General features: G+C 38.0%; 11 protein-coding genes. 9 read left to right on the forward strand and 2 right to left on the reverse strand.

The window, feature by feature from the left end; all coding sequences use genetic code 11:
* Positions 1-75 precede the first annotated feature (75 nt).
* The 6 genes from JXQ92_RS18795 to JXQ92_RS18820 all read left to right on the forward strand — a co-directional run bounded on the left by JXQ92_RS18795 (position 76) and on the right by JXQ92_RS18820 (position 6455).
* The gene (locus JXQ92_RS18795) at positions 76-2112 is read left to right on the forward strand and encodes a BatA domain-containing protein (RefSeq protein WP_421988191.1); all 2037 of its coding nucleotides are present in this window, start codon (positions 76-78) and stop codon (positions 2110-2112) included.
* A 1-nt stretch (position 2113) separates the two neighbouring features.
* Complete coding sequence (locus JXQ92_RS18800; protein WP_421988192.1) at positions 2114-3382, forward strand: dihydroorotase; 1269 nt, start codon at positions 2114-2116, stop codon at positions 3380-3382.
* Positions 3372-3902 carry a DUF4199 domain-containing protein gene (locus tag JXQ92_RS18805; protein WP_421988193.1) on the forward strand — a complete coding sequence of 177 codons (531 nt, stop codon included), beginning with the start codon at positions 3372-3374 and terminating at the stop codon, positions 3900-3902. Before JXQ92_RS18800 ends, JXQ92_RS18805 begins: the two co-directional genes overlap by 11 nt.
* Positions 3903-4021: 119 nt before the next feature.
* Positions 4022-4519 (forward strand): DUF4199 domain-containing protein, encoded by a 498-nt coding sequence (locus JXQ92_RS18810; protein WP_421988194.1) that lies wholly within the window; start codon positions 4022-4024, stop codon positions 4517-4519.
* Positions 4516-5478, forward strand: coding sequence for a glycosyltransferase family 2 protein (locus JXQ92_RS18815; protein ID WP_421988195.1), 963 nt, complete (start codon positions 4516-4518; stop codon positions 5476-5478). The genes JXQ92_RS18810 and JXQ92_RS18815 overlap by 4 nt, the downstream gene beginning before the upstream one ends.
* Positions 5475-6455 (forward strand): glycosyltransferase, encoded by a 981-nt coding sequence (locus JXQ92_RS18820; protein ID WP_421988196.1) that lies wholly within the window; start codon positions 5475-5477, stop codon positions 6453-6455. The genes JXQ92_RS18815 and JXQ92_RS18820 overlap by 4 nt, the downstream gene beginning before the upstream one ends.
* Here JXQ92_RS18820 and JXQ92_RS18825 read toward each other — a convergent pair.
* Entirely contained in the window at positions 6434-7201 is a 768-nt protein-coding gene (locus JXQ92_RS18825; RefSeq protein ID WP_421988197.1) for a class I SAM-dependent methyltransferase, read from the reverse strand. The genes JXQ92_RS18820 and JXQ92_RS18825 overlap by 22 nt on opposite strands.
* A 343-nt stretch (positions 7202-7544) precedes the next feature.
* Here JXQ92_RS18825 and JXQ92_RS18830 point away from each other — a divergent pair, with 343 nt between their 5' ends.
* The 3 genes from JXQ92_RS18830 to JXQ92_RS18840 are packed head-to-tail and all read left to right on the forward strand — an operon-like array spanning position 7545 to position 11957.
* Positions 7545-9038 (forward strand): efflux RND transporter periplasmic adaptor subunit, encoded by a 1494-nt coding sequence (locus JXQ92_RS18830; RefSeq protein ID WP_421988198.1) that lies wholly within the window; start codon positions 7545-7547, stop codon positions 9036-9038.
* A gap of 11 nt (positions 9039-9049) precedes the next feature.
* The gene (locus JXQ92_RS18835; protein ID WP_421988199.1) at positions 9050-10432 is read left to right on the forward strand and encodes an ABC transporter permease; all 1383 of its coding nucleotides are present in this window, start codon (positions 9050-9052) and stop codon (positions 10430-10432) included.
* A 10-nt stretch (positions 10433-10442) separates the two neighbouring features.
* Positions 10443-11957: a TolC family protein gene (locus tag JXQ92_RS18840; protein WP_421988200.1), complete on the forward strand. Its 1515-nt coding sequence runs from the start codon at positions 10443-10445 to the stop codon at positions 11955-11957.
* A gap of 55 nt (positions 11958-12012) precedes the next feature.
* On the opposite strand, the gene purB is transcribed toward JXQ92_RS18840, so the two are convergent.
* Positions 12013-13356, reverse strand: a complete 1344-nt coding sequence (gene purB, locus JXQ92_RS18845) for an adenylosuccinate lyase (protein WP_421988201.1) — start codon at positions 13354-13356, stop codon at positions 12013-12015.
* Positions 13357-13478 lie beyond the last annotated feature (122 nt).

Below are 13478 nucleotides of genomic sequence, written 5' to 3' on the forward strand. Positions count from 1 at the left end.
TTTTGCCCTAATATGAAGGGAATTGACTCCACTTATATAATTCAGCACTCTTTTTAACCGAAACGGAAAATAAAATTGATTCTTTTCGTATCATTCGGAGAGAAAGACGTAACAGTATATACTTTGCCTGCATTTATAATTTTCGAGGCCCCTTCTATTCTATTTGGATTGTTTGCAATCCTGATCCCGATTATCATTCACCTTTTCAATCTTAGGAAAGTAAAGAAGATAGAATTTTCTAATACAGCACTATTAAGAAAGGTTCAAGAAGAAACATCTTCAAAACGAAAACCAATCGAACTACTAATTTTAGCTTCGCGCATCTTGGCGATTATATGCTTAGTCTTAACCTTTGCTCGCCCCATTTATAAGAGTGAGAGAAACGAGCTGAGTTTTCAGGACGAAGTTTTAATTTACTTTGACAATTCTCAGAGCCTCTCAGTAAAAGGAGATGGAGACCAAACAGGTTTTGATAAAGCATACAACCTTGCTCAAGGTATTGTTAACGCTTATCCTGAAGGAACAATTTTTCGCTTTATTGAAAATGGTTACACCAATTCTGTCACAACAGAATTTACAGAAGCTTCCCTTACTGATAATTTAACAGAACTACAGCAGATAGGTGTGGGCCGATCATTTGATGAAGTCATTCAACGAAAGGATGGTCAAAACATTGAAGGAGATGTCTATTTGGTATCAGATTTTCAGAACACAGCCGGATTAGAAAAATTAAGAGCAGATACACTTAGCCAGTATTTCTTAGTGCCCGTAACAGGGAACGATTACTCAAATATTTCTATTGATACAGCTTTCCTCCAAAACACCTTTCTTTCTGGGAATGTGACCAATCTCTTAAAAGTGAGATTTAAGAGAAACGATAAAACAACTAATAGCATTGGTACGAAAATCTATTTTGAAGATCAACTTTCGGGAACTGCACAAATAGATTTTAAAGAGACACTTTATGCAGAGCATGATTTTGAAATTCCATTGGCAGAAGCGAGGCTAGATAAAATACGGATCAACATAGATGATCCAGGTTTAGCGTTTGATAATGATTTTTATCTTACAATTAATCAATTGGATAAAGTTCGTGTATTAGAAATATATAACGGTCAATCACCTACTTATCTGTCATCGCTATTCGAAAGTAATGAACTCTTTCAGTTCGATAGGTTGAGCATTAACGCATTGGACAATGGGGTTATAGCCGCGGCGGATTTTATTATGATCAATGAATTGAATTCCCTTTCCAACCAACTTCAAACAGCACTAAAAACAGCTATTACTAATGGAAAGGCGGTTGTAGTTGTGCCTTCAAATGATGGTTCAGTCAGTAGTTTCACTGGATTAGGATTGAGCGTTCGAAATGATACCGATGAAATGATTGAATTGGACGTTCCAGACTATGAAAATCCTTTTTTTGAAGGAGTGTTTGAAGAAAACTCCCCAAGCCTAGATATGCCTTCTGCCCGAACCAAGTATAGACTGATTAATGAAGAACTGTCTTATTTGTCTTTTAGAAATGGTCGTTCTTTCCTTTCGAAGGTAGTAAGCGAAGGAAACCTATTCTTTTTTGCCAGTAGCTTTGAGGCAACGCAAACCTCGTTTACCAATCACGCCATTTTTGTTCCCGTTATGTATAAGCTGGCCTTAGGTAGTAAAGTGAGTCTAACCAATTTATACTACTATACGGATAGTGAAACAATATTTTTCCCGATCGATAGACCAGATAATACAAAGGTTTATTCTTTGAGAAAAAATGAAGAAGTAATTATACCAGATCAGCGGCAAGAAGAAAGTCGTTTGATTATGGAAATACCAAAGGACTTAATTGAAGTAGGTCAGTATGAGCTACTCTTAGAGGAAGAACTTATTGGCTTAATATCGTTCAATCTTCCCAAACAAGAATCAGATGTTAAAGAAGTAGATTTTGATGTGCTGGAAGACCTTTCCAGAGCCAATAACATATCTATTTTGAACTCAGCAAGTAGTTCGAGTATCGAAAAAGATTTAGCCGCAAGTATCAACGGATTACCACTTTGGAAGTATGCTCTTTTAGTAGGATTGCTTTTTCTTTTTGTGGAGATAATTTTAATCCGATATTTGTAGCATGGAATTCTTAATCCGTGCTGGAGAAATTCTTCAACCCAATTCTCCACTTCACAAAACCAAAAAAGACATTCTTGTCTCTAATGGTAAGATTACTCAAATAGCAGATAGTATTGATTTTGAGGGAAAGGTTATAAGTGCTGAGCATTTAAAAGTCAGCGTTGGCTGGGTTGATATGCGAGCGCATTATAACGATCCAGGGCAAGAGCATAAGGAGGACATAGAAACAGGTGCCAAAACTGCTTTGGCAGGAGGCTTTACGGATGTTGTACTCTTACCCAATACACATCCAATTGTAAGCACTAAAAATAGTGTTTCCTATTACCAGCGGTTTAATAAAGATTCTCAAGTCGACTTGCACGCTATTGCGGCAGTGACTGTAGGTTGTGAAGGCAAAGAAATCACGGAAATGATTGATTTGCACACTGCAGGTGCAATTGCCTTTTCTGACGGTATCAAACCGATTTGGCACACGGATATCCTCATAAAAGGCTTACAATACCTTCAGAAATTCGATGGATTACTAATCAATAAGCCTGAGGACAGGCTTCTGACTTCATTCGGGCATATGAACGAAGGAGAAGTAAGTACCATGCTGGGGCTAAAGGGAATGCCCACACTTTCAGAAACCTTAATGGTTGAAAGAGATCTCAGTTTATTAGCCTACGCGGGAGGTAAAATTCATTTTTCATTAATATCAAGTGCTGAAAGTGTAAGGCTAATTCGCGAAGCAAAAGCTAATGGATTAAAGGTGACTTGCGATGTGGGTGTAAACTACCTGAAGTTCACCGATGATGATTTAAATGACTACGATACAAACCTGAAAGTAAATCCACCTTACAGAACGGCTGCGGATAGAGATGCGCTTATTGAAGGCGTGAAAGATGGAACCATCGATGCGATTGTCAGTGATCATTTACCACATGATGAAGAGTGTAAAAAATTAGAATTCGACTTAGCAGACTTCGGCTCGTCGAATCAACAAACATACTTTAGTGTTCTAAATGAAGTATTTGGCAATGAATTAGATAACCTGGTAGATCACTTTACTGATCGTCCGAGAGAAGTTTTAGGCCTTGACAAGCCGAAAATTGAAGTTGGCCAAGATGCATGCCTAACTTTATTTAGCCCGGATCAGCCTTGGGAATTTAACTCAAAGACAAATCAATCAAAATCAGTTGCTTCGCCATTGTTCAATTCTAAACTTAAGGGCAAAGTCATAGGCGTAGTCAATAAAGGAGCATTATTCCTCAATTCTTATGAAGATTAAGCTTAATCCGATAATTCCACAACTCTCTGTGAAGTATGGGGCAGTAGGTGGTATTCTTGCTGTAGTTGCGTTTGCGGTGTTTCATTACATGGGCCTTCCCGCAGGTAGTTTCATTTCATTTTTAGCAACTGTGATTGTTGTAGGTATGTTTATTTTTCTGCCTATGCGTGAGTTCAAATTTCAAAATAGTGCTGGGTTTAGATTTTATCATGGGATGACCATCGGGTTTATAAGTTACCTATCAATTGCTACTGTTTTTAGTCTCTTTTATCTACTCTTTATCAAAGTAATCGAGCCAGATTATATCATAGAGAAAATGGAATTCTTAAGAACTAATCTAATCGATCAGCGCGAGCAAAAAATTGAAGAACTCGGATTAGAGGTTTATGAAAGACAATTGAAAGGAATGGATTCAGTATCCGTTTCTGCCGATGTATTGAGCGAATTTGCCAAAAGGCTGTTTATAGGTCTGTTCCTAGCGCCAGTGTTTTCAATCATTCTTAGGACACGTCAAGCTTAAATTATATCGTTAATCATCACATACTATCGCTTAAGTAAAAACTTAAGGGGAATAGTTCTTACTAGGTATAATTGTAGAAAATAAGTATTTTTCGATCAAGCAACCTTAAAATAAAAATCATGGATGAACAAATAAATAGCCGGCAGTACGCACTTAAGTACGGTGTTATACTGGGTTTGGTAGGAACTCTTGTATGGGTGCTCCCTGCAGCACTTAGGCTTAGCATTTCAATACTATTCCTAGTTTACTGGGCGTATTTTGTGGGCGTTTTCTATTTAGCACTGTCAGCTTTCCGTAAAGCAAACGGGGGTATAATGTCTTTTGGCCAAGGCTTTGGAATAGTCATGCTAGCAACGCTAATTGGTGGAGCAGTACGAGCAGTGCTTCGTTATGCATACTTAGTTTTTGATGGTGGTTATTTTGAGTTCGCTCTAGAGGCGCAACAAAACAGTCCGTTTGCACAACCTGAAAGTACAGAGGAAGCAGCAGGCTTTATGGAAGCTATCTTTACCCCAGGCGGTTTTGCAATAATGTCTTTTATAGGCGCTATATTTGCCGGACTGATTTTTGGTGCTATTGTATCAGCAGTCATGAAAAACGAAGCCGAAGAATTTTGATACAAATATCTGTAGTAATACCGCTTTATAATGAAGAAGAGTCATTACCAGAACTCATAGAATGGATAAGCCGTGTGATGAAAAAGCATGGCTTTCTTTATGAAATAATCTTGGTTGACGATGGAAGCGATGATAGTTCTTGGACTGTTATTGAATCACTCTCTGAAAGTCATCCAATAAAAGCCATTAAGTTCAATATGAATTATGGCAAATCCGCTGCGCTGAATATTGGCTTTAAAAATTCAATAGGTGAAGTGGTCATTACAATGGACGCCGATCTGCAGGATAGCCCTGACGAAATTCCTGAGCTTTACGAAATGGTAAAATCAGGCACCCAACTCGTATCAGGTTGGAAAAAGAAAAGATTTGATCCAATATCAAAAACGATCCCCTCGAAACTTTTTAATGGAGTAACTAGGCTACTATCAGGAATTAAACTCCATGATTTTAATTGTGGCTTAAAGGCATATGATCAGCGACTGGTCAAGACCCTAGATATTTATGGCGAGATGCATCGCTATATACCTGTAATTGCGAAGAGAAATGGATTTAAAAAAATCGGTGAAAAAGTAGTTGAACATAGAGCTCGGAAATACGGGAAGACCAAATTCGGTTTAGAACGTTTCATTTATGGCTTTTTAGACCTTCTTTCTATATCGTTTGTTTCTAGATATAAGAAAAGACCAATGCATTTTTTCGGAAGCTTGGGAACAGTCTCTTTCTTATTAGGTTTCGTATCAGTGATTTGGATTATCTGGGAAAAAGTGCGGGCGATTGTTTTCTTGAAAACTTCAGATTATCGAGAGGTAGTTGATCAACCACTATTCTTTATTGCCATCACAGCCATAATTATCGGTGTACAACTCTTTCTAGCAGGATTTGTTGGTGAAATGATGGTCATGAATTCACACAAACGCAACGACTATATTTTCGATGAGACGATTGGTTTGGATCAATGAGACTTTACTCTGTCGTAATACCTGTTTACAATCGCCCTGAAGAAGTTAGAGAATTACTCACCTCTCTACTTGACCAAACCTTCAAAAATTTCGAGATACTGATCATTGAAGATGGTTCAACCAATAAGTGCGATCAAGTCGTTGAAGAATTCAAAGGAGAGCTCGATATTAAGTATTTCTTCAAAGAAAATTCTGGTCAAGGTTTTACTAGAAACTATGGCTTTGAAAGAGCAAATGGAGATTTTTCTATCGTCTTCGATTCTGATTGTATTATACCCAAAGAGTATTTTCAAGAAGTAGACAAATTCCTTGAAGCGAATGAAGTAGACGCTTTTGGAGGACCTGATAGCGCACACCCTTCGTTTAATAGTCTTCAAAAGGCCATCAGCTACTCAATGACATCCCCATTTACAACAGGGGGGATTCGAGGCAATAAAAAACACGTAGGCAAATTTCACCCTAGAAGCTTTAACATGGGTATTTCCAAACGAGTTTTTGAGGAAACTGGAGGTTACCGATTGACACGAATGGGTGAAGATATTGAGTTTAGTATTCGTGTCATCAATGCTGGGTTTAAAACAGCACTCATTAATCCCGCTTTTGTATACCATAAAAGAAGAACCAGTATTTCGCAGTTCTATAAACAACTACACTTTTTTGGTAGAGCGCGAGTAAATGTAAATCGGTTTTTTCCAGGAGAAATTAAAGCCATCCACTTATTGCCGGCAGCCTTTACACTTGGCTTTTTGACATGGTTGAGTACTTTTTTCTGGAATGACCTGTTATTTCAAATCGGAGGATTAATACTAAGTTTATACTTCTTAGGAATTTTGCTCCATGCTATTTCTGAAACAAAGAGCCTTAAAGTTGGCCTAATAAGTATCGTGACATCTTTCGTACAGTTATTTGGTTACGGCATGGGATTAATTACTGAAAAACTAAAGCCAAGAGGTAATCAACCTTTTGCACAGAAATAGATAATCTCTTTTTTTGGAAGAGCATAACGTCTAACTGTCTCTTCAGGAAGTTCCATCACATAGCGATCTTCTGTTACATTGAAACCACCCTTTTCAAGTCTTTTCCCATAGTCCAACCCAAACAACCTAACATGATCATCTTGCCAATAAACTCTTTCTCGCTCTTTAGGGTCAGTAATAGAAGGGTCTTCTAAAGTCTCCTCACGGTTATAATCTTGAGGAGACTGGATAATCGCCCATCCGCCAGGTTTCAGCACTCTATGAATTTCACTCATAGCTTTAATATCATCATCTACGTGTTCCATTACGTGGTTGCAGAAAACGACGTCAAAAGTGTTATCCCCAAAAGGTATGTCATGCACATCCATTTTAACATCTGCTAAGGGTGACTCTAAATCGGCAGAAGTGTAATCTATATTGGGCATCGCTTTGAACTTTTTGATAAAGCAGAGCTCAGGGGCAATGTGAAGTAGCTTTTTATCGGCCGAAAAGAAGTCAGTTTTATCCTTAAGGTATAACCACATTAACCTATGCCGTTCCAAAGAAAGCGAATCAGGGCATAGAGCATTTGGCCTCGGGTTTAACCTACCATATGGAAGGAATTTTCGATAAGATATTTCGCATACCGGGCACTCTACATTGCTGCCTCTCATGAAAAGACTGATAAACCTTAGACCATAATGGCTAAAATACTGCAAGTACCTACGAGGAACATTCCTCAGCATGAAACTAATTAGTTTCTTCATGATTTATTTTTCGTCAAAGATAGAAATCTGTTCCAAGTAAATGACGACCACCTAAATTATGATTCAATCATGTAGTATCGCCTATTTGCCGTTCTTATAATTAGACAAGCTCGATTAAACGTTGGGCTGCTTCAAAACATCTAAAGAATTAATGCCCTAGCATAAAAAAATAAAACAATTGTTAGTGCTTACGGTTTATGCAATGTGTTGTAAAAATCATAACTATTTCACTCGTTCTCAATTATTTCAGAGGCGCTAATCTTTTTTAGATGGGAGTAGAATGATTTTTATTAGACATAATTTTGAAGAGAATTTATAAGGAACTGAGGTTAATCAGAAAGTCATGAGAAACAAGTTAATCATTTTTAGTATCGCAATCATCGCGGTGATCATCGTTGCGGTCCAAGTATTTAATCCAGCAAAAGCTGAAGAATCGGCAGTGCTATTTGCTGAAGCAGAGCGCGGAGAGTTTACGGTCGAAGTAACTACAACTGGTGAGTTGTCAGCAGAACGTTCAACGAAAATAATTGGCCCTGCGGCAGCAAGAGATTTTGGTATTCGTCAAATGACAATTCAAAGGCTCGTTGAAGAAGGTACTCAAGTAAGCGAAGGTGAATTTGTTGCTCAACTCGACCCGGGAGAGCTTTATGATAAGATACAAGCCGAAAAGGATAGACTTACAGCAGAAATTGCAGAATACGACAATGCTAAAATTGACACAGCCTTAACACTAAGTGGTGAGAGAGATAAGCTGATTAATCTTGATTATAATATTGAGGAAAAGAAACTTCAATTAGAGCAGTCTCAGTATGAGCCACCTGCGACAATTAAAAAATATGAAAATGAGTTGGAAAAACTCAAAAGGGACAAGGTGCGGGCAAATGAGAATTATGTCTTAAAAATACAGCAAGCGAAGTCTAAATTAATCGAAGCCACTTCTGACTTAAAGCGTGTAAGAGATAGATACGACAGAATGAACAATTTGATTTCTGACTTTACTATTACTGCCCCTCAATCGGGTATGGTAATCTACACTAAAGGTGGATTTGGAGGAGATAGAGTTGTAGAAGGCTCTCAAATTAATGTTTGGTCTCCAGACGTGGCTGAACTTCCAGACCTATCAAGTATGATTTCTACAACTTTTATTAATGAAGTAGATATTCGTAAAGTAAAGCCAGGTCAGCCAGTTGAAATGGGTTTAGATGCATTCCCTGAGAAAAAATTGACTGGTAAAGTCATGAGAGTAGCGAGAGTAGGTCAGCAAAACCCCAATTCTGACGCTAAGGTATTTGAAGTAGTTGTAAGGTTGAACGAAAGAGATTCAGATCTTAGACCTGCAATGACTACAAGTAATATTATTGTTACTGAGAGATTAGAAGATGTTGTGTTTGTACCATTAGAGTGCTTGCACGTTTACAATGATTCAATCAACTATGTTGTTAAAAAAGGTGGTATACTTCAAGAAGTTAAAGTAAGCAAGACGAATAGTAATGAAGCTGTAATAGATTTAGGCGTAGAAGCTGGAGATATGCTTTACATGTCACTTCCTGAATCACTTGATGGTAAAGAGCCAAACCTCATTCCTGAATTAAATGGAACGAGAATGCAGAAATATGAAGCAGCTCCCGAGCAATTGCTTAATGAAGAATGGTTAATGCCTGACGGTTCTCCAATGAACCAACGTATTATTGATGTCTTAAAGCAAAGAGGAGCTAAAACTCCAGCAGAGGGGCTTGAAATGATGAAGAGCTTTGGTGGTGGTAATAGAGGCGGCGGACGACCAAGAGGTGGCGCAGCAACTTCTGGAGCGGCAACATCAGGACAACCATCTAACTAATTCTTTTAAGAATGGATTTTAATAAGAAGAGTCTATTATCCAATTTCTATATTGCCATGGAGGCGGTGATCGCTAATAAGTTAAGATCACTGCTGACAGCACTAGGAATTATCTTTGGTGTAGCCGCAGTTATTGCGATGCTTGCCATTGGTAATGGTGCGCAATCAGAAATTTTGGAGCAAATAGAGCTCGTTGGCGTGAACAACATCATTGTTAAGCCCAACATAGAGCAAGTGGAACAAACATTAGGAGATGATACAGAAGAAGACGGTAATAAGTTTTCTCCTGGCTTGAAGCTTCTAGATGTCGAAAGTATTAGAAAGAGTATTCCAGGGGTCAAGAGGTTGAGTCCTGAGATCCTACTGGAAACCTATATTATCAAAAATGGTATCAGAAGATCTTCTAAACTAGTAGGTGTAGAGCCTAGTTATTTTGAAGTGGCCAATTTTGAGTTGCAGAGTGGTAAAATGTTCAGTGACCAACAATTGCTTAAAGGAACACCTGTTTGCATAATAGGAAAAGGCATCCAATCTAAGTTCTTCCCAAGAGAAAATCCAATAGGGAAAAAGATCAAAGTGGGAAGTCAGTGGTTAGAAGTAGTTGGTGTTTTGAAAGAGCGTTTTATTTCTGAAAAGGCTATGACTAATCTCGGTATTAGAGATTATAACATGGATGTATATACGCCAATTCAGACTGTTTTAGTTAGATACATCAATAGAGATTTAGTAACAGGTTCCGGTTTGAAAAAGAATTTTGGAACAAGTTTTAGGTCTTTTGGAAGAGGCGGTTTTTCTATAACTACATCGTCAGCATCTGACGATAGCGATAGTAAACCATCAAACTATCATCAAATTGACCGTTTAGTTGTTCAGGTAAACGAATCTGAAAAATTGAATCCTACGGCCGACGTATTAGCTAGAATGCTTGAAAGAAGACATTTTGGTGTGGTAGATTTTGAAGTCACTATTCCCGAGCTCTTGTTGAAACAACAACAGCGTACTCAAAACATTTTCAATATTGTTTTAGCAGCGATTGCTGCTATTTCACTACTAGTAGGTGGTATAGGTATTATGAATATCATGCTAGCATCAGTATTAGAAAGAATCAAAGAGATCGGTTTACGCTTATCCATAGGCGCTAAAAAAGCTGATATCATTATGCAGTTTCTTTTCGAATCGATTGTTATATCGGTTTCCGGAGGTATCGTAGGTGTAATTTTAGGTGTAGGCTTGGCCTATGCAGTATCGAGTTTAGCAGATTTCCCAACCCAGATTAGTTATACATCTATACTCATATCATTTGGTGTTGCGGCAACTGTAGGGCTTGTTTTTGGTATAACACCAGCGAAGCGAGCAGCCGAGCAAGATCCAATTACTTCATTAAGACACGAATAATTCAACACATATGAAAAAGGTCATTATTCTTTTATTGGCATGCTTTTGCCTCTCTCAAACATCAATTTCTCAAGAAAAAAGAGTTCTTACACTTGAGGAAGTTATTGAGTTAGCCAGAACGCAGTCAAGAAATGCTAAGCAAGCTGAGACAAGTAGGAACTTAGGTTATTGGAGTTACAATGTATATAGCTCTCAATTAAGACCGCAATTGTTACTACGAGGTACACTTCCAAATATTACCGATAGAGCAACGCCAGTGACCCAAGAAGATGGAGAAATTGCTTTCGTAACGGTTAACCAAAATAATTCGAATCTAAGCCTCGGCTTAGAGCAAGTCTTACCTTGGACAAATACAACCATTGCTCTAGAGACTAATCTAGCAAGGTTTGATAACTATACTAGCGATATTACAAGGTATCAAGGAGATCCGTTTGGAATTACTTTGACGCAACCGCTTTTCAATGTGAATCCATTCAAGTGGGACAAAGTAACCCAACCTCTAGAATTTGAGCAGTCTAAAAGACAGTATGTTCAAAGCCTAGAGTCTACTTCGCAAAGAGCGGCTCAGTTGTTTTTTCAAGTTCTGGAAGAGCAAATGAATTTGCAAATTGAAGAGCAAAACGAAGCTGCTAGTGATACGATTAATAAAGTTGAGCAAGGAAGGTATAATATTGGTACTTCGACTGAGGATGAAGTGTTACAAACACAACTTGATCTAATTACTGCTCAAAGTGGTGCACAACAAGCTAGACTTGATTTGCAAACAAGCTCATTAGAGTTGAGAAACTTTATTAATATCACTGACGATGTTCAATTAGAATTAATTCCTCCTGCGGATGTTCCTGAATTTGCAATTGAATATGAGACTGCTTTACAATATGCCAAGGAAAATAGAGCTGAATATCTTGATTTTCGATTAGATCGTTTGAATGCGGAACGACAAGTCGCTGAGGCTAGAGCTCTAAGGTTTAGTGCTACTTTGAGAGCCTCTTTTGGATACAATAGTGTTTCTACTGACGCTTTAAGAGGAGTTTACAGAGACGATAATTTGGCGACGGGTTCTACCTTTAGATTAGATTTCGCACTGCCAATTCTTGACGGTGGAAGGAATAAAGCCAGAATGAGGCAAGCACGAGAACGTCAGCAACTTACCGAGTTCAATATTGAACAAGGTCAGATTACTTTTGAGCAAGAAATTGCAATTTCCGTTAGAAATTTCCAACAAATTAGAAGTCAGATAGAAATTGCATTGAAGCGTCAAGAAATCGCACTCAAGCGTTTTGAAATAACTAATGGGAGGTATTTAGCTGGTAAAGTAGATATTCTGGCTCTCGTAAATGCTAGAACTACTAAGGACTCAGCTTTAAGAAGCTATATTACTGCCTTACGTCAGTATTGGAATGCTTTTTACGAATTAAGAGCTCTGACATTGTACGATTTCAAAGAGGATAAACTGTTGTACAACCCATTATTAGAGTATGATCCAAAGACTGATTCAGTAATTGAAAGGGTTCGGAAGAAATAATTCTTTAATAGCCATAGAAAAAAGCCATTTCCGATTTTCGGAAATGGCTTTTTTGTTATTGGCCAGTGTAATTGAAAGGAGTAATAACCTTCAGTTCATTCTTAATCTCATCCGACACGTTCAGCGTACCGATAAACTCCTGAATAGTATTTGCGGTAATCCGGTCTCCTGTTCTTGTTAGTGCTTTAAGCGCTTCATAAGGCTTTGGATAACCTTCTCTTCTTAAAATCGTCTGAATAGCTTCAGAAACTACGGCCCAATTATCTTCAAGGTCAGCATTTATTGCAGCTTCATTAAGCTCAAGCTTTCCTATGCCTTTGATTAATGATCTGAGTGCAATGAGTGTATGTCCTAAAGGCACTCCTACATTTCTTAATACCGTTGAATCCGTTAAATCTCTTTGCAATCTTGAAATAGGAAGTTTAGCAGAAAGGTGTTCGAAAATCGCATTAGCAATACCGAGGTTTCCTTCAGCATTTTCGAAGTCAATTGGGTTAACCTTATGCGGCATAGCTGAAGAACCCACTTCACCCGCTTTTATCTTTTGTTTAAAATAGCCCATCGATACATATTGCCATATGTCGCGAGAGAAATCTATAAGTATCGTATTGATCCTTTTTAGTGCATCGAAGAGAGCAGCTAAATGATCGTAATGTTCAATTTGTGTTGTCGGGTTACTTCGTTTTAAGCCTAAATATTCACTAACAAAGTGGTCACCGAAATCAATCCAATCTTCATTTGGGTAGGCTACATGGTGTGCGTTAAAATTACCGGTAGCACCACCAAACTTTGCAGCAAAAGGTACATCGCCCAGCATTACTAATTGTTCGTCGATTCGAGCGCTAAAAACAGCTATTTCTTTACCCAATCGAGTTGGAGAAGCGGGTTGTCCATGCGTTTTGGCCAACATAGATACATTGGCCCATTCGCTAGACATTTCTTTTAAAAGTGTATTCACTTCTAGGAGTGTAGGTTCAATAACTTCATGCAAGCCTCTTTTAAGTGTAAGCGGTACTGAAGTGTTATTAATGTCTTGAGAAGTCAAACCAAAATGGATGAACTCTTTAAAATCAGAAAGGCCCAATGTGTCAAACTGTTCTTTGATGAAATACTCAACAGCCTTTACATCATGATTAGTCGTTTTCTCGATTTCTTTAATCGATTGTGCATCAGCTTCAGAGAAATTCTGATATATCTTTCTCAAAGCATCAAAAAGACCACTATCAACACCATTCAATTGAGGAATTGGTTTTTCGCAAAGCGCGATGAAGTATTCAATCTCTACCTCAACTCTATATTTGATCAGTGCATATTCTGAGAAATACTCACCTAAAGACGACGTGACTCTTCTATACCTACCATCTACTGGCGAAACTGCGGTTAAACTATTTAATTCCATGAATTGCGATTCTGATTTTGAGAAAGGGCAAAGATACAAAATCAATCATTGACAGGTAAGCCCACTGACAGCTAATGCTCTTACCTAAGCTTCATTTCTAGTGAATAAGTATTTACCTTTGC

Source organism: Roseivirga sp., from assembly GCF_049099775.1.
In the GTDB taxonomy this organism is placed as follows: domain Bacteria; phylum Bacteroidota; class Bacteroidia; order Cytophagales; family Cyclobacteriaceae; genus Roseivirga.